This window comes from Sulfuricurvum sp. (genome assembly GCF_028710345.1).
Taxonomy (GTDB): domain Bacteria; phylum Campylobacterota; class Campylobacteria; order Campylobacterales; family Sulfurimonadaceae; genus Sulfuricurvum.
The window spans coordinates 187525-212641 of the sequence record NZ_JAQTUH010000002.1 but is presented as its reverse complement, the minus strand read 5'-3'; the positions used below and the strand labels follow the sequence as shown (position 1 = coordinate 212641).

30 protein-coding genes are annotated in these 25117 nt (G+C 41.1%); 8 read left to right on the top strand and 22 right to left on the bottom strand.

What is annotated here, in order from left to right; genetic code table 11:
• Window positions 1-3: 3 nt before the first annotated feature.
• Window positions 4-567 carry a hydrogenase-4 component G gene (locus PHC76_RS03635; RefSeq protein ID WP_299972921.1) on the top strand — a complete coding sequence of 188 codons (564 nt, stop codon included), beginning with the start codon at window positions 4-6 and terminating at the stop codon, window positions 565-567.
• Window positions 568-641: 74 nt separating this feature from the next.
• Entirely contained in the window at window positions 642-3779 is a 3138-nt protein-coding gene (locus PHC76_RS03630; RefSeq protein WP_299972924.1) for an EAL domain-containing protein, read from the top strand.
• Here PHC76_RS03630 and mscL read toward each other — a convergent pair.
• Window positions 3745-4179: a large conductance mechanosensitive channel protein MscL gene (gene mscL, locus PHC76_RS03625; protein ID WP_299972926.1), complete on the bottom strand. Its 435-nt coding sequence runs from the start codon at window positions 4177-4179 to the stop codon at window positions 3745-3747. The genes PHC76_RS03630 and mscL overlap by 35 nt on opposite strands.
• A 105-nt stretch (window positions 4180-4284) precedes the next feature.
• On the opposite strand from mscL, the gene PHC76_RS03620 reads away from it, so the two are divergent.
• From PHC76_RS03620 to PHC76_RS03610, 3 genes are all read left to right on the top strand, one after another.
• Window positions 4285-4674, top strand: coding sequence for a hypothetical protein (locus PHC76_RS03620; protein WP_299972929.1), 390 nt, complete (start codon window positions 4285-4287; stop codon window positions 4672-4674).
• A gap of 3 nt (window positions 4675-4677) precedes the next feature.
• Complete coding sequence (locus PHC76_RS03615; RefSeq protein ID WP_299972932.1) at window positions 4678-5709, top strand: hypothetical protein; 1032 nt, start codon at window positions 4678-4680, stop codon at window positions 5707-5709.
• 83 nt (window positions 5710-5792) lie between these two features.
• Window positions 5793-6662 carry a hypothetical protein gene (locus PHC76_RS03610; protein WP_299972935.1) on the top strand — a complete coding sequence of 290 codons (870 nt, stop codon included), beginning with the start codon at window positions 5793-5795 and terminating at the stop codon, window positions 6660-6662.
• On the opposite strand, the gene msrB is transcribed toward PHC76_RS03610, so the two are convergent.
• A complete protein-coding gene (gene msrB, locus PHC76_RS03605; protein WP_299972938.1) occupies window positions 6659-7102 on the bottom strand; it encodes a peptide-methionine (R)-S-oxide reductase MsrB in 444 nt (147 codons plus the stop codon). The two genes, PHC76_RS03610 and msrB, sit on opposite strands and share 4 nt — an antisense overlap.
• Before the next feature lie 100 nt (window positions 7103-7202).
• Here msrB and PHC76_RS03600 point away from each other — a divergent pair, with 100 nt between their 5' ends.
• The gene (locus PHC76_RS03600; protein ID WP_299972941.1) at window positions 7203-7511 is read left to right on the top strand and encodes a hypothetical protein; all 309 of its coding nucleotides are present in this window, start codon (window positions 7203-7205) and stop codon (window positions 7509-7511) included.
• A 12-nt stretch (window positions 7512-7523) separates the two neighbouring features.
• Here the strand turns inward: PHC76_RS03600 and PHC76_RS03595 are convergent, their stop codons facing one another.
• Window positions 7524-7871, bottom strand: coding sequence for a glycine zipper domain-containing protein (locus PHC76_RS03595; RefSeq protein ID WP_299972944.1), 348 nt, complete (start codon window positions 7869-7871; stop codon window positions 7524-7526).
• A 173-nt stretch (window positions 7872-8044) separates the two neighbouring features.
• Between PHC76_RS03595 and abc-f the strand changes: the two genes are divergently transcribed.
• Window positions 8045-10003, top strand: coding sequence for a ribosomal protection-like ABC-F family protein (gene abc-f, locus PHC76_RS03590; protein WP_299972947.1), 1959 nt, complete (start codon window positions 8045-8047; stop codon window positions 10001-10003).
• Here abc-f and PHC76_RS03585 read toward each other — a convergent pair.
• From PHC76_RS03585 to PHC76_RS03525, 13 genes are all read right to left on the bottom strand, one after another.
• Window positions 10000-10197 carry a hypothetical protein gene (locus PHC76_RS03585; protein WP_299972950.1) on the bottom strand — a complete coding sequence of 66 codons (198 nt, stop codon included), beginning with the start codon at window positions 10195-10197 and terminating at the stop codon, window positions 10000-10002. The genes abc-f and PHC76_RS03585 overlap by 4 nt on opposite strands.
• An 11-nt stretch (window positions 10198-10208) precedes the next feature.
• A complete protein-coding gene (locus PHC76_RS03580; RefSeq protein WP_299972952.1) occupies window positions 10209-10499 on the bottom strand; it encodes a Dabb family protein in 291 nt (96 codons plus the stop codon).
• A gap of 85 nt (window positions 10500-10584) precedes the next feature.
• On the bottom strand, window positions 10585-11472 hold the full coding sequence (locus tag PHC76_RS03575; RefSeq protein WP_299972955.1) for an NAD(P)H-dependent glycerol-3-phosphate dehydrogenase: 888 nt from the start codon (window positions 11470-11472) through the stop codon (window positions 10585-10587).
• Window positions 11469-12173 (bottom strand): NAD-binding protein, encoded by a 705-nt coding sequence (locus tag PHC76_RS03570; RefSeq protein WP_299972957.1) that lies wholly within the window; start codon window positions 12171-12173, stop codon window positions 11469-11471. Before PHC76_RS03570 ends, PHC76_RS03575 begins: the two co-directional genes overlap by 4 nt.
• On the bottom strand, window positions 12170-13729 hold the full coding sequence (locus PHC76_RS03565; RefSeq protein ID WP_299972962.1) for an ion transporter: 1560 nt from the start codon (window positions 13727-13729) through the stop codon (window positions 12170-12172). The genes PHC76_RS03570 and PHC76_RS03565 overlap by 4 nt, the downstream gene beginning before the upstream one ends.
• A gap of 7 nt (window positions 13730-13736) precedes the next feature.
• Window positions 13737-15164: an Asp-tRNA(Asn)/Glu-tRNA(Gln) amidotransferase subunit GatB gene (gene gatB / locus PHC76_RS03560; RefSeq protein ID WP_299972965.1), complete on the bottom strand. Its 1428-nt coding sequence runs from the start codon at window positions 15162-15164 to the stop codon at window positions 13737-13739.
• A 67-nt stretch (window positions 15165-15231) separates the two neighbouring features.
• Complete coding sequence (locus PHC76_RS03555; RefSeq protein WP_299972968.1) at window positions 15232-15825, bottom strand: thiamine phosphate synthase; 594 nt, start codon at window positions 15823-15825, stop codon at window positions 15232-15234.
• A complete protein-coding gene (locus tag PHC76_RS03550) occupies window positions 15822-16106 on the bottom strand; it encodes a type II toxin-antitoxin system RelE/ParE family toxin (protein WP_299972971.1) in 285 nt (94 codons plus the stop codon). The genes PHC76_RS03555 and PHC76_RS03550 overlap by 4 nt, the downstream gene beginning before the upstream one ends.
• Complete coding sequence (locus PHC76_RS03545; RefSeq protein WP_299972974.1) at window positions 16096-16320, bottom strand: hypothetical protein; 225 nt, start codon at window positions 16318-16320, stop codon at window positions 16096-16098. Before PHC76_RS03545 ends, PHC76_RS03550 begins: the two co-directional genes overlap by 11 nt.
• 80 nt (window positions 16321-16400) lie before the next feature.
• Window positions 16401-16688, bottom strand: coding sequence for a hypothetical protein (locus tag PHC76_RS03540; RefSeq protein ID WP_299972977.1), 288 nt, complete (start codon window positions 16686-16688; stop codon window positions 16401-16403).
• 8 nt (window positions 16689-16696) lie between these two features.
• Complete coding sequence (locus PHC76_RS03535) at window positions 16697-17374, bottom strand: F0F1 ATP synthase subunit A (RefSeq protein ID WP_299972980.1); 678 nt, start codon at window positions 17372-17374, stop codon at window positions 16697-16699.
• Between the two features lie 61 nt (window positions 17375-17435).
• The gene (locus PHC76_RS03530) at window positions 17436-18263 is read right to left on the bottom strand and encodes a bifunctional riboflavin kinase/FAD synthetase (protein WP_299972982.1); all 828 of its coding nucleotides are present in this window, start codon (window positions 18261-18263) and stop codon (window positions 17436-17438) included.
• Window positions 18244-18954, bottom strand: coding sequence for a TlyA family RNA methyltransferase (locus PHC76_RS03525; protein WP_299972984.1), 711 nt, complete (start codon window positions 18952-18954; stop codon window positions 18244-18246). The genes PHC76_RS03530 and PHC76_RS03525 overlap by 20 nt, the downstream gene beginning before the upstream one ends.
• 85 nt (window positions 18955-19039) lie before the next feature.
• On the opposite strand from PHC76_RS03525, the gene PHC76_RS03520 reads away from it, so the two are divergent.
• Window positions 19040-20233 (top strand): FAD-dependent oxidoreductase, encoded by a 1194-nt coding sequence (locus PHC76_RS03520; RefSeq protein ID WP_300209796.1) that lies wholly within the window; start codon window positions 19040-19042, stop codon window positions 20231-20233.
• Here PHC76_RS03520 and ligA read toward each other — a convergent pair.
• The 6 genes from ligA to PHC76_RS03490 form a co-directional block, all read right to left on the bottom strand.
• Entirely contained in the window at window positions 20159-22249 is a 2091-nt protein-coding gene (ligA, locus tag PHC76_RS03515; RefSeq protein WP_299972993.1) for an NAD-dependent DNA ligase LigA, read from the bottom strand. The two genes, PHC76_RS03520 and ligA, sit on opposite strands and share 75 nt — an antisense overlap.
• A 101-nt stretch (window positions 22250-22350) precedes the next feature.
• Complete coding sequence (locus PHC76_RS03510) at window positions 22351-23295, bottom strand: tetratricopeptide repeat protein (RefSeq protein WP_299972995.1); 945 nt, start codon at window positions 23293-23295, stop codon at window positions 22351-22353.
• 120 nt (window positions 23296-23415) lie between these two features.
• Window positions 23416-24006 (bottom strand): hypothetical protein, encoded by a 591-nt coding sequence (locus PHC76_RS03505; protein ID WP_299972998.1) that lies wholly within the window; start codon window positions 24004-24006, stop codon window positions 23416-23418.
• A 55-nt stretch (window positions 24007-24061) separates the two neighbouring features.
• On the bottom strand, window positions 24062-24361 hold the full coding sequence (locus PHC76_RS03500; RefSeq protein ID WP_299973001.1) for a tetratricopeptide repeat protein: 300 nt from the start codon (window positions 24359-24361) through the stop codon (window positions 24062-24064).
• A gap of 234 nt (window positions 24362-24595) precedes the next feature.
• Window positions 24596-24838, bottom strand: a complete 243-nt coding sequence (locus PHC76_RS03495; RefSeq protein ID WP_299973004.1) for a hypothetical protein — start codon at window positions 24836-24838, stop codon at window positions 24596-24598.
• Window positions 24822-25100 carry a BrnT family toxin gene (locus PHC76_RS03490; RefSeq protein WP_299973007.1) on the bottom strand — a complete coding sequence of 93 codons (279 nt, stop codon included), beginning with the start codon at window positions 25098-25100 and terminating at the stop codon, window positions 24822-24824. The genes PHC76_RS03495 and PHC76_RS03490 overlap by 17 nt, the downstream gene beginning before the upstream one ends.
• Window positions 25101-25117 lie beyond the last annotated feature (17 nt).

The following is a 25117-nucleotide window of genomic DNA, read 5'->3' as shown; positions in this document are numbered from 1 at the left end:
TTTATGCAAATCGGAACAGGAACAACAATCAACCCTTATACCCAAAGTGGTGTACCGCAGAGTCAAACAGAGACCCAAGATTTTAATGATAAAATCAAAAATGGAGATATTTCCGGTAAAGCCCTCTCTCAAGCATACCTTGTCGAATACTCTCTCAAAATTGAAAACTACTCTTCCACTAATCTCCAAGCCCAAAGTGCTCCGTTTGATATTACCAAAGTCACGGACTTATTAAAATCGATTGATTTCCAGTCCATCGGTTATACCGGTAAAGCGATTACCGATATGAACCTTGCTGAAGCTAAACAGCTCGTAAGTGAAGAGGGATTTTTCGGCGTTACCCAAACCTCAAATCGCCTAGCAGATTTTGTCCTAAACGGCGGCGGAGACAATCTGGACACATTAAAAGCAGGCCGTGAGGGAATCATCAGTGGCTTTAATCAAGCGGAAAAAATGTGGGGCGGAAAACTCCCCGATATCTCCTATGATACGCTCACTAAAACATTAGCAAAAATTGATGAAAAAATTAGTTCTTTAGGTGGTAGTCTCCTAGATACTACGGCGTAATCCATCAGTTCTATTACGTATCAATTGTGCTATTATCAGTATTAAAGAAATATAACTTTTAGGAATAGCTAATAATGCAACAAAAACGTACCTCTTTCGTTCGACAGCTATGGTATAGCGTTTTTGTATTAATTCTTTTTATCATCACGTTTAATATATATGTTTATTCAGAAAAACAGATTGATCGTGAGAATGAAGTACGACTAATGTCATTCATATTAGCCGATGAATTGCGTCACTCCTCTGATGATCTCACCCGTATGGTTCGGACCTATATAGCAACCGGAAATCCTATTTATAAAAATCATTATCAAGAGATACTCGATATCCGAGATGGGAGAAAACTTCGACCTATAAATTATCAAAGTATTTACTGGGATTTAGTAGGATTAGACAATATTCGCCCAACTCCCTACAGTAACCAATCTATTCCACTAATCGAGATGATGAAGCTAGCACATTTCACTCCTAATGAATTTAGCAAACTCTCTGAAGCTAAAAAGAATTCTGATGATCTAACACACACTGAATTTACTGCTATGAAAATGATCGAATCCAATAGCACTCTTATAGATAAAAACATACAACAGAACAAAGCACTCAAAATTTTACATGATGAGCACTATCACAATGCAAAAGCATCTATCATGAAACCTATTGAACAGTTTTATATTATGATGGAAAATCGGACCAACAATGCCGTTCATACTGCTGAGAAAAGAGCACTGTATATGCGTTTTATGCTGATTTTTATAGGTCTGTATCTCATCTTTATGTTATGGCGTCTTGGTCAAACATTACAAACAATACTAGGAGGAACAGTCGACGATTTACATGGTCATATTAGACGAATCGGGCAAGGAGACTTTTCTATTCCTATCGTAGTTGATTCAACAAAAAAAGAGAGTCTCATTGATTGGCTCGCGCAAACACAATCCACCCTCAAAGAGCTTATCTTTAACAATGAACGGTTAAAAAATCTCTATGCAGCTCTAAGTCAATGTAATCAAGCCATCGTCCGTGCCAGTAGTCAAGAAGAGCTCTTTCCAATCATATGTCGTGACGCAATCCAATTCGGAGGGATGAAAATGGCGTGGATTGGGATGATCGATGAGGCATCTCAGAGCCTCAGAGCGGTTAATTATTACGGAGACGGAACTGATTATCTGAACGATCTTATCATTTCAACCGATCCAAATGATCCAAGCTCACATGGACCTACAGGAAGTGCTTTTCTACAAAATAAACCGTTTTGGTGCCAAGATTTTCTACATTCACCGATAACCGAACAGTGGCATGAGAGGGGAAAACGATACGGCTGGGGTGCATCAGCTGCCCTTCCACTTCGACGTAACGGCAATGTTGTTGGAGTATTCACCCTATACGCACAAGAGGTAAATGCATTTGATGAAGCAGCTCAAAAACTCCTCGAAGAGATGGCAATGGATATTAGCTATGCATTGGAGAGCTATGAGCATAATTTTGAGCGCAAAAAGATGGAAGTGGCTTTACGAAAAAGCCAAGAACATCTCTCAAGCATTATTGAGAATGAACCTGAATGTGTAAAACTCGTTAATGCAAATGGACAACTTATAGAGATGAATCCAGCAGGACTAGCAATGCTAGAAGCTGATAGTTTAGAGGAAGCACAACGCCATACCCTCATTGATTATATTCTCCCTCAATGGCGTGCACCCTTTACTGATCTTCATAAAAAAGTAATGAACGGTGAAAATGATATTTTAGAATTCGAAATACAAGGGCTCAAAGGAACCCGACGCTGGCTCGAAACCCATGCAACACCATTACGTGATTCAGAAGGAAATGTCACGATGCTACTCGGTATTACCCGAGATACTACTGAGCGTAAACACAACGAAGAACGTATCAGTTATTTGGCATCATTTGATACTTTAACAGGATTACCAAATCGCAATTATCTTAATGACTATCTCCTATCTATTCTGAGCCTCGCTAAACGCCATGAAACCAGCTTTACCGTTATATTTTTAGATATCGATCATTTTAAAGATATCAACGATACACTGGGTCATCATATTGGAGATCTTTTGCTGATTGAATCCGCATCCAGATTGAAATCCGTTTTACGTGAAGAGGATATGGTTTCAAGACTGGGAGGAGATGAATTTATCATTCTTCTCCCTAAAATAGAGATGTATGGAGCTGAACGAGTAGCTAAAAAACTTCTTGATATTATGAAAAATCCTTTCTATATCAATTCCCATGAACTCTCTCTTACAACCTCTATCGGTATTGCCCTCTATCCTAACGATGGAGAGGATTTTGAATCACTTTACAAAAATGCTGATACCGCGATGTATCGTGTAAAACAAGATGGACGAAATGGATATTGTTTTTTTACCGAAGATATGCAACGCAATTCCATACGTAATTTGGAACTCAGTAATGCGCTACACCATGCACTCAGTGAAAACCAATTCACACTTCATTATCAGCCTCAAATCTCAGCCAAAACAGAAAAAATTATTGGGGCAGAAGCACTATTGAGATGGAATCATCCTCAGCTTGGAGCTATCTCTCCTACTGAATTTATCCCTATTGCAGAAGATAATGGTCTTATTATCCCTATCGGAGAGTGGGTACTTCGCACAGCATTGCAACAAGCAAAAAAATGGATGGATCAAGGAGAAGAGCCGATTATCATGGCGGTAAATCTCTCAGCCGTACAGTTTAAACATATCCATCTCGTCGATATGGTCTCATCTATACTGGATGAAATCTCTATCCCTGCGGAATATCTTGAACTCGAACTTACCGAAAGCACCGCAATGCACGATCCGCAACATGCGATTAACATTATCCATGATCTTCATTCGCGCGGTGTTCGTATGTCAATCGATGATTTTGGAACCGGCTATTCATCTTTGAATTATCTTAAAAAATTCAAGATATATAAACTCAAAATTGATCAATCGTTTATTCGTGATATTAATACCGATCACGAAGATAAAGCGATTGTCAGTGCAATTATTAATATGGCAAAAGCATTAGGATTACAAACAATTGCCGAAGGGGTTGAAACGATAGGTCAGCTCGACTATCTTAAAGCAGAAGGGTGTGATGAGATACAAGGCTATTTTTACTCCAAACCTCTTGACATAAAAGGATTTGAAGCATTTAGAAAAGATAATAATATTATTGTGCCGATCGGCAATGAGGGCATACTTTAGCAGCAAGAGGAATATCCATTGCACATTCAGGGCACCCTTTTGTGGTTGGTGAAACCACGATAGCAGCATCCTCTTTTTTCATTTTATTGTAAGCTTTGACGATCATAAACATGACAAAACCCAAAATGATAAACGAAATTGTGTCGTTAAAAAATACCCCTAATTTAATTGCAGGGGCACCCGCTTTATCCAAATCTGCCAAAGATGTATACTCTTTACCATCCAGAGCAATAAAAAGAGATGAAAAATCAACTCCACCCATAATCAATCCGATCGGAGGCATGATAATGTTTGTCACAAGCGATTTTACGACCGTAGCAAACGCAGCACCGAAAATAAAACCGACTGCCATATCGACAACGTTACCCGTAATAAGAAATTTTTTGAATTCAGACAACATGTCAGACTCCCTTAACTATGATTTAATAGAAGATATTCTATCTTTAAAATGTTTTTAAATCGTTATATTATTCACTTTTAATCTCAAATAGTTTATAATTATTTTATGAAAATATTAATGATTGATAATAATAGCTTGCAAGTCCAAACACGTAAAATGTTTATCGAAGAAGAGCTTGCGTGCACAATAGATCTGGCTTTTACCTCACAAGAGATTCAAACGGTTCTTTTCCCTACAAGCCACTCTTTGGTTATTATCGACCATACGACACCCTCGTGCCAAAACTGTATTGATTACATCCTCTCTATCAATCCACAGCAATCAATCCTTGTGGTGAGTGATGCACCTAAATGTGTTATCCCTAAATGTGAAGATTGTCTTGCAAATCATAACATCCGAAGACTCAGTAATCCAACGTCAATCAATAATATCATCCGAATGATTAAAGGATTCGAAGGTTACCATTGCGATCATTATAAGGCATCTTCTAAATAACCTATGATATACGCACCCTCTGAAACATTAATAGAACTTACACAACATCATCTAGGGACACTTGTAGAACTTGCTTTTCTCCATAACGATTCTCATAAAGCTGTTGTTGTCTACGATACCGATTGCTTTATCTCTACACTGGTAGCAGAGGGATACAAACGCGCACTTCCCAATGCCGAAATGATCGATTTTAATCTCCATTCTCCGCAAGAAGTACGGGGTATATTAGAGTCATTGCACCCCTACGATCTTGTAGCACTGGTTCAATCGACCAGTTTTCGACTCGATGCGTTTCGGATGCGGGTTGAACTTTTCAAAAAAAAGCTTAAAGTAATCGAACATCCTCACCTAAGCCGTATGAGCGAAGAGGAAGCACCCGCTTATGTCGATTCACTCGAATACGACGCATCGTACTACCGTCCACTCGGTCGAACCCTCAAAGCCAAAATCGATGCGGCATCCTATGGAGTTCTCGACAGTGGCGGTGAAATTTTACGCTACGATTGCCCTTTTGAGCCTGCACGAGTTAATATCGGAGATTACACCGATATGCCCAACATGGGTGGGCAGTTTCCACTGGGTGAAGTGTTTACTGAAGCTCAAGATTTACGTGCACTCCATGGACGGGTTAAGATTTTTTGTTTTGGAGATGTCACCTACAAGGTCAACTATCCTCAAACCCCGATAACCATGATTATCGAAGAGGGGCAAGTGGTCGCGTGTGAAAATTCCACCCCGGCGTTTGATCTCATCCTCTCAAATATTCGCAGAGATGAGGGGGGAGTCGTTTGGGTACGCGAACTGGGATTTGGACTCAACCGAGCCTTTAGTAAAACACGCGTTGTGAGTGATACGGGGACGTATGAGCGGTTATGCGGTGTTCACCTCTCACTTGGTGCAAAACACGGAATCTACGGCAAACCGGGATTTAAACGACGCGATGGACTCTATCACGTCGATGTATTTGCCGACACCCAAACCTTTAGTTTAGGGGAAGAGGTGATTTATAAAGAGGGGGCGTATTGCATCCCTTAAAACACAAAGTGATTATTTTATAATCAGGTACATATCTCTATTTAGACTATAATTTCCCATTCATTCATTGAAGGAGAAAGTCTATGCAAGATTTAGTACGAAGCTATGGCGCAAACGCTCCACTCATCCAAAAATTTATCCTTTCAACACTGGGCAATGTGAGTCTTAAAACACTCAATGTCCATCTCATCGAACGCCTCTATAAAACATTCCCTAGTTTAGAATTACTCTATAAAACCGATGAAGGATTCGTCCAAAACTCACCGAATATTTACCTCAACCGTGAAGAACACCACCATATCGGTGTCGATCGTAGCTACCTCATCAATGACGTTGAGATTCAAAAAGGGTATTTTATCAGTGAGCCCTACATCTCTACCGCAACAGGGTATCTTTGTATCACCGTAGTCTATCAAGTAGGTGATGGCTATCTCTTTTTGGATTTTAGACTTCGCAAACTCTTGGAGCGGTTTGATTTAATCGAAAAAAATGACTTTTTTAAACAGCTCAACCGATCCTCTTACTCTATCATCGGTGGAGGACTCTTATTTTTTGGTGTTTTTGTGGTTCTGTATGGCTTTTACACCTTCATCAGTGGTCTTGTAGGGCATGAAGATCTTACCCTCGATGTGGTGTTCAAACCGATTATAGCCCTTACTTTGGGACTTGCAGTATATGATTTGGGTAAAACGATTTTCGAGCAAGAGGTATTACCGCGAACACAACATGTCAGCGATGCCTTTAATGCCAAAACATTGCTCAACTTTTCGGTCTCCATCATCATCGCATTACTGATTGAAGCGTTGCTTGTTGTTTTTAAAATCTCGATTCACAACTACAAAGATTTGCCCTATGCATCAACCCTCATTGCGGCATTGGCATTTTTGCTCCTCGTGTTTGCGATCTTTATCTATTTAGTGCGCAAAAGCGAACCTAAAACGCTTGAAAATTAATGCACCTTTTTTAGCGAAACCGCGTTGATACAATATCGCAACCCGCTAGGAGCTGGTCCATCGGGAAATACATGCCCTAGATGTGCATCACATGTACTGCATAGCGTCTCCACACGCACCATCCCATGGGATGTGTCGGCATTATAGGATATCGCATTCTCTTTGATAGGCTGAGTAAACGAGGGCCATCCCGTCCCTGAATCAAATTTTTCACTAGCATCAAACAACAAAGTGCCACAACAGACACATTCATAGATTCCCGGTTCAAACAATGTGCACATTTGTGAACTAAACGGTCGTTCTGTCCCTGCGGTACGGGTCACTCGATACTCCTCATCACTAAGTATCTCACGCCACTCACTTTCACTTTTTTCTACCCGTTTATCAGGGGGAAGATTCCCCTCTTTTGCAAGCTTAATGACCTCTTTCCAGTTGAGCATGTAAACCCTTTTTTTGGTGTAGAGTATCGAAGAGTTCTTTTTCTTTGGATTAACGCCACAAGTTAAAATTATTTCAACCCTTTCCGCTATAATTAACACCATGGAAAATGATTCTTTTACCTTTAATATCGACCCCACACCAACCCTGCCGACACGTCAATGTCGATTACTGGCACGTTTACTAGGTTGGGCATTAAGTTATGGAAATTATATCGTTGCGCTATTGGTATGGTGGCAGAGTGATTGGTTTATCGCTATCGGAACGCTATTGCTCGGTTTTATCGTTTTTGGAATCATCCGAAGTAAACTCCGCAACGACTCTATCCCCCCTGCTCAACGCGAAACTCCCTATAATGATTATGCGATTGCCACGTGGTATCTATCACGGAATCACTGTTTTATTTTTTAGAAATAACAAACATCAATCACGATGATGTTTGTATTCCCCTTCATGCCGACCGTTATCATGGTGATGATGTCTTTTATATTGTCGTTCATCTCCTCGATCTACATAAACAACTCTTTCTTGTGTAACCACTTGAGTGGTTGTTCGTGATGTCTTCTTGCTCCCAATTGCAGCCCCCAGTGCTCCTCCGACTCCGCCACCTATGATCGCACCATTTTTACCGCCTGTTGCTGAACCAACGGCAGAACCTACTCCCGCACCTACCATACTCCCTACTACCGCACTTCCATCTATTTGACCGGCACTTACATTTACAGAAGCCGCTACTATAACGGATAAAATTAAAGTTAGTTTTGTTGTCATACATTTTCCTTATTGTGTTTTGACTATTTTATCAATAAAACAGTCATATTATAGTCATGCAAATGTTAACGATAGTAAACTAAACGTTGCACAGTATAGCTTGATGACATTAACCCTCTAAGCTCCACTCAGCTATAATTCGACCACATATCCTCTTTTAGGAATACACCTATATGGCACTAGTCGATCTACTCAATGTATCCAAACACTACGAAGCCCAAAAAATTTTAGAAAATATCAACTTCCATATCGACGAAGGGGAGAGGGTCGTTATCGTCGGTAAAAACGGTAGTGGTAAATCGACACTGATGAAAATCGTCCACGGTTCACTCGAAACCGATGAAGGGGAGCGAATCAACCGTCAGGGAATCGAGATTAAAATGCTCTCTCAAGTCCCCTCTTTTAACCCCTCCCATAACGTCCGCGAGGCAATCGAAGCGGGTCTAGGGGAATTACGGACGGCAAAAGTCCGTTTTGATGAGATTTCAGTATTACTTGCCGAACAATTTGACAACGAAATGCTTTTACAAGAGCAATCCCACCTCACTACGTTTCTCGATCACCATAACGCGTGGAATCTCGATGATAAAATCGAGCGGGTGATGCACCATTTTATGCTCAAAGAGTATGAGGAGAAAAAAGTAAATCTCCTCAGCGGTGGGGAGCAACGTCGTGTCGCCCTCGCCTCACTGCTTCTACTCAAACCCGATATTCTCCTTCTCGATGAGCCGACCAACCATCTCGACGTCTACATGGTAGAGTTTCTCGAAGAGCTGATTCTCAAAGAGAAATTTACCCTCCTTTTTATCTCCCATGACCGTTATTTCATCGACCAAATCGCTACCAAAACTATCGAAGTCGAGGATTGTGCTCTGCGTGAGTTCAACGGTGGCTACAGCACTTATCTGGAGCAAAAACAAGAGCTACTACGCACCATGGCGCAACAGCATGACAACCTCCTCAAACTCCTCAAAACCGAAAACGAATGGCTTCGCCGTGGGGTCAAAGCACGACTAAAGCGAAACGAAGGACGAAAACAGAGGGTCTTACAACTACGAGAAGATGCCAAAAACAACCCGTCCAAAATCCGTAAAATGAAACTGGAGTTGGAGCGCGAAGCGAAACACTTCAATCGTGGAGAAGGGGTCAATCGCCAAAAGATGCTCTTTGAAGTGGAAAATCTGGGACTCAAACTGGGGGATAAAGAGCTACTCCGTAACTTCTCGACCCGAATCCTCCAAAAAGACGTTATCGCCGTCGTCGGACCTAACGGCAGCGGTAAATCAACCCTTCTTAAAGCCCTTTTAGGACGGCTCAAACCCACCAACGGCATTATTAAAATGGGAGAACTCACTATCGGTTATTTCGATCAGCACCGCGAGATGCTCGATGATAATCTTAACCTCATCGAAACCTTCTGTCCCCATGGCGGTGACCGAGTTGATGTGATGGGGCAAGATTACCATGTCTACGGCTATCTCAAAAACTTCCTCTTTCCGAGAGAATTTTTAGACAAAAAAATCGGAGTCCTCAGCGGAGGAGAGAAAAACCGTGTCGCCCTTGCCCTCCTCTTTACCAAAAAAGTGGACTGCCTCATCCTCGATGAGCCGACTAACGATCTCGATATCCCCACTATCAATATCCTCGAAGAGAAACTCCAAAGCTTCCCCGGAGCGGTTATCCTCGTCAGCCATGATAGATATTTCGTCGATAAAATCGCTAAAAAGCTCTTCATATTCAAAGGGGACGGTACTATCGAGGAGAGCTACAAACCTTACAGCGAATACCTCGAAGATGAAAAAGAGTTTTTAGAGATAGATGCTATGGAAGCGGAATTTTCCAAATCTGCAACCACTGCTGTAACCGCACAAACCGAAAAACCAAAAGTTCTCAAACTCACCTTTAACGAACAGCGTGCATTGGAAAAACTCCCCATAGAAATCGAAGCTCTCGAAGCCAAGATTGATGAGTTAAACAGCTCATTAGCCGATCCGAAAAAATACGAAAAAATCGGAATCAGTGTTTTAGCCGAAGAGTTGGAGAAAACCAAAGCCCTTTATGAAGAAAAAGTGGATGAACTTCTAACGATAGAAGAAAAAGCCGAAGAGATAGAAGCACTCAAAAAAAGTTAATTGCTCCGTGCCAATGCAGCAAAATCAATCTCTTCTTGTGAGCCATCCAACCTTTTTTTATCCTCTTCATAGCTACCGGTTGTAAAAACAACCTCAGCCCCTTTGTTGATGGTGCACCCTTTTATTCCAGGCTGACAAGGTACTTTTAAAAGCTTGCAAAACCCCTTTTCATCGTGCTGACATGTCCATCCCATAACCTAACGTCCTATTGTATGTAATCAACCACTTTAGAGAGGCTCGTCACCTCTTTGATGACACTCACCACCTCTTGATGAGCACTATGAGGAACATAAAAATCCAATCCCTCTTGATCCTCAAACGTTGAGACCAATACCAAATCAAATGAACGTTCGCTTTTACTGATATCAATCCCCACCTCCATACTTTTAAGAGTCTCTATCTTCTGTGGAAGTGCTTCTAGCATTGCTTTAACACGAACTAAATTTTCTGACTTATTCTCTTCTTTAAATTGAAACATGACAATGTGAATTAGCATATAAGCCCCTTACTAAATATTATATTCGTCATTCCCGCGAATGCGGGAATCTAGCTGGATCCCCGCATTCGCGGGGATGACCAAACTACCTCTCTATTAAATCTTTCAAACTTTGTTGCGGAGATTTTCCCTCCAGTATCGCATACACCTCTGCGGCAATAGGGAGATAGATACCACGCGCCAAGGCTATCTCATGGAGCGCATACGCCGTTCCGATCCCCTCGCTCACCTCACCGATCTCTTCACACACAACCTCTTTACTCTTTCCTTGAGCCAATCCTAATCCGACACGATAGTTACGTGACATGGATGAACTCGCAGTTAAAAAGAGATCCCCTGCTCCACTGAGACCCAAAAAGCTCTCATCACTTGCACCATAGGCTTTACCGAAACGTTGCATCTCGACAAGCCCACGTGCAATCAAACTAGCAGCAGCATTGTGTCCCAATTGAAGCCCCTCACAGATTCCAGCAGCGATGGCGATAACATTTTTATAAGCACCTGCAACTTCCGCACCGATTACATCTTCACTCACATAGGTACGGATAAATTTCGGAAACAAAGCAGAAAATTCTGATGCTGTTGTACGAGAAGCAGAGTTAATCACCAATGCCGTAGGGAGCTTTTGGATTACTTCACTCGCAAACGATGGACCCGATAGGAATGCCAAATTCTCTTCGGGTACATACTGGGAATAAATCTCGTTGAGAAACCGCCCGCTAGAGGCTTCTATCCCTTTAGCCGCGACAAGAACCTTTTGCCCTTTAAAGATAAAATTTTCTCGTAACCACTCAGAGACTTGTTGTGCAGGCACGGTGATAATGAGATATTTACACTCCAAAACTTCGGAAAGGGATTTGAAGTTTTCCCAATCTCTCGGAGTACGAGAGGTGATAATCACCTCATTTTTTTCACTCATGGCAAAGGCTAGTGCTTCACCCCACTTACCTGCTCCAATCACCCCTACTCTCATGATGCTTCCCCTCTCACCCAACGCTTTAAACGGGTAAGTTTCTCTTTATACCCTATAGCTACCAACACATCTCCTCCATCGATGTGATGGTTATGTCCATGAGAAGCAAAACTAAAGGTCGTCCCCATTTCATGATCTACTACCGCGAGTAAAATAACATCAAAATCTTGCTTAAAATGGGTATCGTGTAAATACGTTCCACATAACGGTGATGTATTTGTTACTTCTATCTCCATAATACTTAAATCACTGTCTTCATAGAGGACATCATGAAGCACTTCGGTTACGATGGGTTTAGCCAATATATCGCTGATAACACTTGCCGCGATTTGCAAAATCGGCATTACCTTATTTGCACCGGCACTTTTCATTTTCATCATACTCTCATTGTCTTTTGCCAGTGCGATAATCGAAAGATGTTCATACGTTGCACGAAGAGAAATCGTTAAAAAGACATTTTCCGCATCATCACGCAGCGCACAAAATACGACAAGGGCGTCAACATTAAACCGATCTTCAATAGCTTGCCAATTATCACTTAAATCAAATTTTTCGGCAAAAACACCATGATTTTGAGCCGCAATCAACTCTTCATCGTTAAGAACGAATACCCCTACATTATGATACAACCCTTTAATCTTTTGTATAATTTGTTTGGAATACTCGTTATAACCGAAGATTGCTGCACACGATTGATTCATCTTTTCTGCTTTCGGTGAAGTTTGGTTCTAAACTCATCCACTAATGATCTATTGGCGATTACAATAGCAACATCACCCATTTGAATCTCAATATCAGGACTCGGGTTAAATAAGAACTTTTCAGTTTCATATTTATAAATGCCTAACACACTAAAGCGTTGATAAAACAACGGGTCATGGAGTAATTTAAAAAATCGTTCCCCCATCCCAGAATCGAGCCAAATCTCTTCCACGACAGTCGATGTCTCTTCCGAACGTAACGCATGAATAACCTCAAAAGCGATAGGCTGTGTTGAGACAATCTTGCTCATCATACCAATCAACTCATGTGGATTAATTATCGATTCAATTCCGGCAAGTGAGAGCTTACGACGATTCTCAGGATGATGCAAAATCGAAAAAAGCGAAGTATGTTTAGTTAATTCACGTATGGTTAATGCGGCATAAATGTTAGTAACATCACTTTCATGGAGGAGAATTACCGCTTCTACTTGTTTTTCAAAATTCACTTTCAAAAGATGATACGTATGCAATGAAGCTGAATCGTGTCCGATAGCTAACAATCCTTGAGTTCGTGCTTGTGCTACTTTATGGGAATCTTTTTCCAAAACAACCATAGGCAAATGGCGTTTATGCAGTTTTCGTATCACCTCGTGAGTCAGTGGAGAATAACCGCAAATAAGATAAAAACGCTCTAATCGAGAGACCTCTTCAAGAAGTTTTTCCTCTTTAATCTCATCAATCTTTTCCGAAAAAGCAGAAACAACAATCGATGTTGCCACAGAAATCACCGCAATACCCGCAACGATAATGAGCATTGCAACACTACGACCTTCAGAGGTAACAGGGACAATATCTCCATACCCGACCGTAAAGATGGTGACCACAGACCAATAGAGGGCATCTGCAAGTGTCATAATTTTTGAATCGGGATGATTAGCCTCCATCACATAAATCAAAACGGAGGAGACCATAATCATAATTAAAGCAAAAATCACCAGCGTCATAATCTCAAATTTTTTGCTCGCTAAAATCGAAATCAGCCGTCGCAAGCTTTTTGCATATCTAAAAAACTTCAAAACTCGGAAAAGGACAAAGATCCTAAAAATTCGTAATTCATGGAAAAACGGCATAATCGCTAAAATATCGATGACCGCCATCGGAGAAGAGATGTATTTAAACTTCTCTTTCCCCATTTTTTTCAATGCTGTTGTGAAAGAAAATTCTCGATGCAAAAAGAGATCGTGTTCATACTGATCAATAATGATTTTTGAGTTGTTACTGTATATCCAAAAACGGATAAGATACTCAGTCAAAAAGATGAGAGAAATAATATAGTTATTGAAAATGAGCCAATCGTGCGAAATTTCATGTTTAACTGAGCGGATTAGAATATAGACACTCAAAAAGATGAGCCCTATCATAAAATAATCGAAATATTTTTTATAGCGATAGTTTTGATTTTCGAGTAGATTATAAAAAAAGATTTTAGAGTGTTGATAGGGGTGGCACGTATGGAGAAAATAGGCGATATTAACTACATACTTTGAAATCACAACAGCTCTATTGTGCTAATTTAGCTTGAAGAATTTCATTGAGCGTATTCGGATTTGCTGAACCTTTAGAGGCCTTCATCGCTTGACCGACGAAAAATCCGAACAGTTTATCTTTTCCCGATTTATACTCCGCAACTTTATCAGCGTTTGCATTTAATATCTCATCAATAAGTGCTTCTAATGCTCCTGTATCACTTACTTGCTTGAGCCCAAGCTTTTCGATTACTTCATCTATATCCCCACCCTTATCCAAGAGATAATCGAGAACCTCTTTCGCCGCTTTACCACTAATTACAGACTCTTCGATCCGTTTAACAAGTGTTCCAAGTGTGACTGCATTAATTGGTGAAGTTGATGGGATTATACCCCCTCTCAAACGACCTTGAAGCTCAACTGTGAGCCATGTTACAGCATTTTTTGCACTAATTCCCTGTTCTAGCATCGTCTCAAAATAATGCGCTGTTTCAAGCTCTGCAGTGATAACCGATGCATTGTACTCATTGATTCCAAACTCACTTACAAACCGCTCTTTTTTCGCATCGGGAAGCTCAGGGATGTTACACATATCAGAGTACATACCATCATCAACAATTACTTTGAGCAAATCGGGCTCAGGAAAATAGCGATAATCAGCCGCTTCCTCTTTACCGCGCATAGAGCGGGTCTCTTGTTTGGCTTGGTCAAACAATCGTGTCTCTTGGACAATCTCGCTCTCATACACACCATCTTCCCATGCTTCACGCTGACGCGTTACTTCGAGTTCAATAGCACGTTGGATAAAGCGGAAACTATTGATGTTTTTGATTTCGACTCGGGTATAGAGCTTCTCATCCCCTTTGGGGCGGATAGAGACGTTAACATCAACACGAAATGATCCCTCTTGCATGTTCGCATCGCTTATATCGATATAACGGACGATTGAGTGGAGCTTTTTGAGATACAAAATCGCCTCTTCTGCTGAGCGCATATCGGGTTCAGAGACGATTTCGAGCAACGGTGTCCCCGCACGATTGAGATCAACTTTGGAGATTGCCCCATCATGGATATTTTTCCCCGCATCAGCTTCGATATGAGCACGGTTGATACGGATTGTTTTATGGCTTCCATCTTCGAAATCGATAACAAGCGTTCCATGTTCGACGATAGGAGTATAGAGTTGGGTGATTTGGTACGCACTTGGGCTATCAGGGTAAAAATAGCTTTTACGGTCGAAAAATGACGTGCGGTTAATTGTCGCCCCTACCGCGGTACCGAACATCCCCGCTTTGCGAAGTGCCTCTTTGTTCAAAACAGGAAGAGCTCCTGGAAGTGCCAAACACGTCGGACAGGTATTAGTGTTTTGTTCGTGGTTAAAACTGGTAGGGCATGAGCAAAAAAGTTTAGACTGAGTATTGAGCTGGACGTGAACTTCCAAACCGATAATGGTTTCAAACATATTGATTTATTCCTTGATTCATAATTTTATTCGTCATTCCGAGCAGCAATACGAAATCTAATTCTTTTTAGAAAATAGATACCGTATCAAGTACGGTATGACTGGGATAATCGATAAAGTAGCGGATAGAGGCAAAACCGTACACACCGCACTCTTCCACCGCTTTTATCTGCTCCTCGGTGGTAATTCCGCCGAGTGCAAAAATAGGTATCTCTATTTTATCCACAATTTCTTTTAAATCCTCTAAACCCTTGGGTTCTCCCTTGTTCGGCGACACATATATCGGACTGTAAGTGATCGCATCAGCACCTAATTTCTGTGCCTTGAAGGCTTCTTCATGAGTGTGAATACTGATAACAACATACAATCTCAACTTTTTCGCCTCTGCAATATCGTCAAACTGTGTCGAGGTGAGATGCACCCCGTCAGCTCTAAGTTCATGTGCTAGTATATAATCGCCATGCAAGAGAACACGAGAGATACGATAGCTCCGAGACACCGCGATAAAGGTTTGAGCAAGATCACGGTAATGCGTTGTTTGTTTATCTCGAAAGAGGGCAAAATCGGGGAGAGTATGCGAATATACAACATCGAGCGCAGATTCGATGGTCTCTGATGTAATGCCGTAAAAAGTGGGATCGGTGATTAGGTAGTGTTTCATAGCTCCCACTCATTTTCACTGAAAAGTCCTATAATATCTATCCGCTTATCACTTTTAACTATACGATAGACAACCACATACCCCTCAAACACCAAATCTCTAACCTCTTTATCATCTGATTTTAATGATTGTCTATGGCGATACGGCATAGGAGGGATTTTTTCAATGGTGGTTTTGAGTTTGGAGACAAATAGGTCAGCATGGGTGATGCTATCACTAGCGATAAAGAGATAAATTTTAAAAAGTTCGTCATTAAAACGGGGCGAATACTCAATGCGCATTTTTAAAATGCTTTACCCTATCTTCAAATCTTTCCCAAAACTGATTATGAGGTATAAGTACCTCATTGCCATCATCGATAGCGGAGATTCTATTCTTAATCTCTATTGATAGTTTATCGTCTTTGACACGAACTTGATCTTTTGGAAGGGAATCTAACAGGGTTAAAAATTTTGATAGAAAAGTCTCGTTGACTTCGAGCATTAATGTTTGCATTTTCCATCCTTATTCATTTTTACACATTATATCAAAAAAAGAAACAGAGGATTAAATAAGAGTAAGAAGCCAAAAATAGCTTACGCTTGGTGAGAGTTTTCAGAAGGGACTTGTAGGCTTTCTTGAATCTCTTTTAGGAGCACCGTTTGTTTCAACGTCTCTTCGTAACGATCACGAGAGAGTGATAAGTTTTGCAAAACGGCAATAATAAAAAGGGCTAAAAAAATAAAGAGAAATGTAAACATAATGGCGGTAACAAGACCTAGAAAAATGAAAGATTGGAAGGTTACCCATGTCCCGATGATTGCAAATGCCCAAGAGGCACCGCCGAGAAAGCTCAATAGAGCATCATGAGTAGAAGTTTTCATAGAGCCTCTTAGTGTTCGTCGCTAAGTAAAACAGCACCACCAAGATAAACATAGGTAAGCATCATGAAAATAAACGCTTGCAAAAATGCCATAAAGGTCAATAATGCAAAAGGGATCATCGGCAATGCCCATGGAGCGAGCATCAAGATTACCATCAAGAACATATCGTCCCCTTTAACGTTACCGAATAATCGGAAGCTCAAAGAGATAATACGAGAGATGTGAGAAACAATTTCGATTGGGAACATCAACCACGCCAACCACCATACAGGACCCATAAAGTGCTTGAAGTAAGTGATAAGACCGTTACGGCGAATACCTTCGAAGTTATAGTAAGTGAAAACAACCAATGCCAAAGCAAGGGTAAAATCCAAAAACGCACTTGGTGCTTCAAAACCAGGGATAACACCGATAACGTTTGCGATACCGACGAAAAGACCGATAGTCGCAACGAGCGGGAGGTAACGACGTGCTTCAGCACGACCCATAACATCCGCACCCATAGCAAGTACACCGCCAAGATACGCTTCCATAACGTTTTGACATCCTGATGGAACAAGACGCATATTTGCCGTTGCCATTTTAGCAATCAACAATACGATAGCCGCTGTTAAAAGCATGTGTGTGAGGAAGATAAAAGAATGTTCGTGACTGATTAGTCCGAAGAAAGTAAACAACTCACCCATAGGTAGCGTCCTTTGCATAGTAAAATATTGAGGGGATTTTACCCCAAGTGAGATTAAATTCCTATAAACTCAAATGGCGCAGTGTCTGTTTTGCGCTCAATTTATCATCATCTATCGCCTTTTTAAGCAATTCGAGTGACTCAAATTTCTGATTTTTGCGTAAAAATTTGACAAAACTAATCGATGCTCTCGAACAGCTCTCAATTGTTTCACCTAAAATATGACTCTCAATCGCATAACTTCCATCCGTTGTGACCCGATGACCTAGAAATACTACCGAAGGGTGCCAATGCTCTTCATGATCCAACCGTGTTAGTGCCGCATAAACCCCTTCATACGGGAGTAAAAATCCACTGCATTCGAGATTGATTGTCGGGACAAGGTCGGTTTTACCGATCCCTTGACCTTTTATCACCGAACCTTTAATAGTATAGTTGTGAGCTAAAAAACGGTTTGCTCCGCTGATGTCACCGATTTGAATTTTGGCACGGATTTTATGGGAATGGACAGAATCACCATCACAACACACCTCTTCCACCACTTTTACTTCACCACCGAACAATTCATTCAATGAGGCATGAGAATAACGGCGATTTTTTCCGAAATGAAAATCGTATCCGACAACAATTTTTTTCAAAGAAGGAAATTGTTTGAGCAACATTGCTACAAACGCCTCCCCCTCTAGATGGCGGATATCATCGAGTGAATAATAGAAAATGGGATAATGGGTATGGTGTTCACGCTCACGCCCCGGTGTGAGGTTGGCATATCCCGTCTCGATAACGACGATAGCTCCGTGATTTCCTAATTCATCAAAGAGTTTTTGATGCCCGAAGTGCATCCCATCAAACCCTCCGATGGCGATAGCATCAACCTTTGACAAAGCCATAACATATCTCCTGATTTCCCTCTTTCCCCGCTATATGGGCAACCTCTTTGGCAATTATTTTCCAGCCTAATAATGAACACGTATCTTCAAAACGGATCATCGCTTTTCCGATGGCACTGTTGTCTTTAACCACACCGTTTTTGTCCCGTTTTACTTCACGCCCCACTTGAAACTGCGGTTTAAAAAGGAGGATAATGTTTTTTGAGGCTAATGTATCGATGGATTCGAGGATAAGTTCCAGCGGGATAAACGCCACGTCGCACGTCACCAGTTCATAAGGTTTTTCAGATACAAAGTTGCGAATATCGGTATTTTCATGAACGCTCACCCGCACATCACCGCGTAAGCTCGGATGGAGTTGATCACTCCCCACATCGACACAGGTGACACTATTTACCCCCTCTTCTAAAAGTATCTGGGTAAATCCTCCGGTAGATGAACCGATATCGAGGGCATCAACCCCTTTTATCTCCCATTCGGTAAAAGGGAGGAAACCTTTGAGTTTAATCGCCGCACGGCTCACGTATTGCGCAACATCAGCGATTTCGATTTTCATAGTCTCATCGGCTTCAAATGAAACTTTATCTATAATCTTTCCATCCACGCTCACGGCGTGATCTTTGATCAACTGTTGCGCTTTATTTCGGCTCTCAACCAATCCACACTCTACTAAATAACTGTCAAGTCGCATATTGTTCCATCATAATGTAATACGTTATGGTGACATAACTTTGTTTAGGATACCATTGCGCCAAAGTTTTAGGGTAAGGATTTATATGAAACCGATTCATGTTGTTATCATTGGTGGAGGGTATGGGGGAATACGTGCGATGGAGCATCTCTCAAAATCTTCACGTATCCATGTAACCCTAATCGATCAAAATGCCTACCATTACATGCAAGCCGAAGTGTATGATTTTATCGCCAATAAAGTCGATATGTCTCATATCATGATTGATCTCCCCTCCCTTTGTAACAGTTTCGGATTGGTTAGTTTTCTCTGTGAAGAGGTTCTCACAATCGAAACAGACGCTCAAGAGGTCATCACCGAGGGACAACGGATACCGTATGATTACCTCATCATCGCAACCGGAAGCCGAACCTATTTTCCTACCTTTATACCGGGGCTTAGAGAATATACCCACGGAGTTAAAAGTGTCCCCAGTGCTCTTGATTTTAAACAGCAATTTGAACGGGCACTCTTGGATCGTATCCAAGCACAAAAAAATAGATGTGATGTTAAACCTTTTAATATTGTTATCGGTGGTGCAGGGCTTTCAGGGGTAGAAATAGCCGCAGAGATGGCTGCCTATGCAAACAAATTTTACCAAAACGGCAATTTCGGATGTCGCAGTGTCGATGTTTACCTCATCGATGCGTATGAGAGTATATTATTTGGAATGGATCCATTTTTAATACGAAGCTCTCATGAACGTCTCATACAGTTAGGGGTTCATGTTTGGCACAATAACCGTATCAGTGAAGTGCGTGAACACTGCATTCTCCTCGATAACGGAAAATTGCTCGATTTTGAATTTATGATTTTTACAGGGGGTGTTTGTGCCTCGACATTGAGTGAGCGACTCCCATTTAAAGTCAATGCAAAAGGGCATCTCCATGTTCTAAATGACCTCTCTATAGAAGGACATCCCAATATTTTTGCTATTGGAGATGTTGCTAATCTTGTCGATGAACACACTAAACCTCTCCCCCCTACCGCTCAGCTGGCAGAGCGAAGTGCAGAGCATGTCGTCCGAAACATCCGTTTAGATGCAAAAAATCAACCTTACCGTGATTTTAGTTTTACCAACCAAGGGGTCATGATTGCATTGGGCGGTGAGTATGGAGCAGGAATACTCCCCGGAGGGATAAAAGTGAAAGGATACTTAGCCTATTTAATCAAAAAGGCTATTTTTTGGATGTACAGCCGTCCCCTCAGACACCGCAGTAGTATCGGAAAGCGACGTTAATAATTCATTAGCTGGATTCCCGCCTTCGCGGGAATGACGATCCCCGTCATCCTCGGACTTGATCCGGGGATCCATCTTTTCTCTAAATTCAGATTCTGTTAATAATGCCACACCAAGTTCCACCGCTTTATCGTACTTGCTCCCCGCATCTTCACCGTACACGACATAATCGGTCTTTTTGGAGACCGATGAGGCGACTTTGGCTCCTAATGATTCAAGTATCGCTTTGATACTATCGCGTGGCACTGACATCGACCCCGTGATGACAACACTTTTCCCTTTAAACGGATTTTCGTGAGCTTCGATTTTTACAGGTGCTACGGGATTTAAGATCTCTCTTAGTGTTTCGATTTTCTCACTATTGACACGGACAAATTCGAGGATTGATTCCACCATCTCTCCTCCGAACCCCTCCAGTGCCAAAATCTCTTCTCGGCTTGCCGTATCAAACGCCGTTCCAAATGCCCCGCACAATGTTTTGGATGCCACTTCACCGATATGCTCGATTCCTAGTGCATTGATAAAACGCCAGCAATCACACCCTTTGGTCGCTACAATCGCATCGAGGAGATTACGGCTCTTTTTCTCTTTGAACCCTTCTAGTGATAATAACTGTTCCATCGTGAGACTAAAAAGATCACTCAGTTCTCGCACCAATCCCGCATTATGCAATGCTTCGACAATCTTATCCCCTAACCCATCGATATTGAGGCATTGTTTCGAGGCAAAATAGATGATCGAGTTCACCACCCGCGCTTCGCACCCCATGTTTTGACATTTGATGAGCGCCCCCTCATCGAGAAGTTCACTCCCGCACACGGGGCACTGTGTTGGACGGGGGATGATTTGCTCATTTCCCGACCGTTCTGCCGTAATAACTTTGACGATTTTAGGGATAACATCACCGCTTCGGAGTATTATCACTTTATCCCCGATTCGGATATCTTTACGCTCTATCTCATCGAAATTATGAAGCGTTGAACGCTCGACCGTAACCCCCTCGATATCGACAGGCTCGACGATGGCGACAGGGGTGACCACACCGCTACGTCCTACCTGCATAATTACCTCGCGTAGCGTGGTGAGTTTCTCGATAGCCGGAAATTTATACGCCGCCGCCCAACGGGGATTTTTCACCGTATAGCCCAGTTCATCCTGCACCGCTATCGCGTCTACTTTAATCACCATCCCATCGAGGAGCATTGCGAAATTATCCCGCTCAACACGCATCTCATGGTAAAAGGTCTCGATTTGATCCGCACTCTCGCAAATTCTCGTCATGTGGGGATTTCGAAATCCCAAAGAATACACCCACTCCATCCGCTCCGAGAGATTTTTGCTCTCCAACGTGTTAGCCCCGATTCCATAAGGCATAAAAACCAAACGGCGTGACGCGGTGATGCGAGTATCGAGTTGACGGAGGCTCCCCGCCGCCGCATTACGAGGATTGGCGAACAACGATTCACCGTTGCGTAAACGCTCTTCGTTGATTTTCTCAAAATCCTCTTTGAAAATCACCACCTCGCCCCGAATCTCGATTCGCCCCGTATACTCGATACGAAGAGGGATGGATTGAATCGTTTTAGCGTTTTGGGTAACCTCTTCCCCCTCTACCCCATCACCGCGTGTGATAGCCTGAACCAATGCACCATTGTCATAGATCAGGTTCAAACTCGCCCCGTCAAATTTGGGCTCGCAGTAAAAACGGACATCTCCGTAACTTTTCGTGATACGGTTCACCCACGTCTCCAACTCGTCGCGGTTAAAAAGGTCTTCTAAACTCCACATACGGCTCAGATGGTGTGCTTTGTCAAACTTGTCTTGTGGTACGTCCCCTACCCGCTGTGTCGGGGAATCGGAGATTATTTCATCGGGATGTTCATGCTCGTATGCAACCACCTGATGATAGAGGATATCGTACTCCTCATCGGTCGTTATGGGATCATCGAGGACATAATAGTGATAGGAATATTTTTGGAGTTGTTTTACGGCAGATTGGTATTCGGTGTGGGTCATAATGTATTATCCATTTTTATTACTTTTTTAATCATCAGTGAGAATGTTTTATATCTTAACTCATTCTTTATTATATTTTATCATTATTGAAGTTGCAAAGTTCAAAGAGTATTATCCAATAATTCCCATAATTTTTTAGGGTTATGGGCAAGTTCTATCGCCTCTTCACGTTGACTTTGTGTCAATGATTTAGCAATAGTATCCCGTATATCCAGCGCAGTTTTATCCCCTTGTGTCACTGCCATTTCAAACAATCCATACGCGATAATTCTATTTCGTGCAACACTTTCTCCAAATTCATACATCAAACCTAAATGACTCAATGCACTTGGTTCTCCCTGTTCTGCGGCTTTTCGATACCATACTCTTGCATCAGAAAACTCACGATTTCTCTCTTTAATCACCCCTAAATGACTTTGTGCCGGAGCGAACCCACTCTTAGCTGATTGATGATAAAAATCCAATGCTAAACTTTCATCTTTAGTGACTCCAAGCCCTTCAAACAACATAGCAGCAACAACTGCTTGAGCTTGAATGTGCCCCTTTTCAGCTGCCTGTTTCAACCATCTAAACGCCATTTTATAGTTTTGAGCTATTCCCAAACCGTTGTTATACATGACTCCTAAATTGTACTGAGCGTCAATTTCACCTTGTTCAGCTGCTTTCGAATACCACTGTAACGCTTTTTTGTAATCTTGTTCTGCCCCTTTTCCCTTTTCGTACATCCACCCTATACTATTTTGGGCATACGCATCACCACGAGCTGCCGCTTTGTGATACCACTCGAACGCTTTTGCATCATTCTGTTTGACACCTTGTCCATATTCATAAAGCTCCCCCAAAGCACTTTGTGCCTGAATCACACCTTGAGTGGCTGCTTTGGTGTACCATATTGCTGCTTGAGTATAATTTTGTTCTACGTATAATCCAAAATGGTACATTTTGGCAAATTTGTTTTGTGCCTCTGCATCACCGTTAACCGCTAATTTCTTTATTTTATTGATATTATGTGCTTGAATCAGCGGGCGAAAGAGTGTTTTAAACACTAAAAAACCTTTTTCTAAAAAAAATAATGCAAATTATACTATAAACGAATAATTTTCACCCAAAATTCAAAATCAAATTAACCTTTTAGGAACTTTTGAATAAAAGATTTTTTTTGAATCTTACTTTTGCCAAAAAATGCTATTTTCCACTTTATGAATCGGCTCGCCATTTCTCCCATAATCAAATACATCCATTCGAAATGCACTCTTCTTTATAAAGTCATAATATTTCGTTAGTACAACTAGATGGGACTTATTATCTTTGTCTATTACGACTTGCGGTTTACCAATAACCACAGCCATTATACCTAGAGGTATTCTCTCATTTTCAGGTTTTTGCATATTGACAGGGACAAAAATATCAAAATCACCTTCTCCTCTTGATGATAAGAAAAATAACTCTTCTTGTGCCCCATGATCTTCAATCCAATCAAAAAAATGGTGTTCAATCGTTACTTTAGCTGTAGGTCCATATCTACTCTCAAAATACTCTACCTTTTTTACAATCCCTGCCCATGCAATCCATTTATCCTGCATTCCGGCTTTACGGGATAAAATATCTTTAGGGTAAATCTCTTTATTAGTAATTTTAAATATATTTTGTCCATCCTCGGTTGATGGTTTAAATTGTTGAGACCATATTAAAGTATCAGCAGACACTAATGTTGTATAGAACAGCACCAACATAACTATTTTTAAATATCTTGACATAATTTAACTTCCTTTAGTAGTTTATTACTCTTCTCTATTAAACAACGAGAGAGTACTATTGATGATAAAGGTCTTTATATATATCATAACTGGTACATCCGTTTTCAAAACCGCCATCACATGCTTTTTTATACAAACTTAGTGCTTTTTTTTCATCACGATTAACACCTCGACCGTTGGAATAAAAAAGTCCTAAATCCCAACAAGCCCTCATGTGTCCAGTATTACACGCTTTTTCCATAAGTTCACTGGCTTTTTTATAATCTCCATTTTTATATGCTTGGTTTGCATCACTAAAAACATCGGCACTTACATTACTGGTAAACAGTATAACTACTAGTAAAATGGTCTTCATCTTTCAACTCTTTAAAAGTGCCTAAACACCTTTTTTGTAATTTATCCTTTCACTTAATCCCTAACAGCACATCCAATATTTAAAATATCAAAACGTAACCATTAGAATTAAACAAAATGACATATTTTTAAAGATTTTACTATGAAATGGGGAAGTTTGCAAGGGGAAAGGGGATATATCCCGTATCGAGCCCTAAAGGATTTCCTACGGTCATACGGGATGACGAAGAGAATATTACCCCGCTTTTACCTGATGATTATTCGCATATACATCCAATAAGTTTCGTATCATTTTTTGATACTGCGTATGATGTTTTTCTGCCTCTTTTTTAAAAAATTCAACACTCTCTTTGGTCAATGAAATGGTGATTTTGACGGTGTCATCTTTAAAAATCAAATCTTTTGGTGGAGGCAAAAAATCGGCTACAATTTTCAAATCTCCGATTGGTTCATCTGTATATTTAACGGTTTTCTTCATAAGTTTTTTTTCCTTTTCTCCAATATCCTGCACCAAAAATCCGAATGACGTTATCTCTGTAGGTAAATCGCACAGTGAGTATTTCACCATCTACTTTACCGATACAAAAATACCGCTTTTCGTCTTGGCTGTGTTCCAAATCCTCTGCGATTATTCTCTTCTCATCCGCAAAAGCATATTGAGCATGTTCAAACGAGACATGATGCTTTTCTTGGTTTTGAGTATTTTTATTTTCATCCCAATCGAATTTGGTCTTTTTCATGCAGTAAGTGTATCATC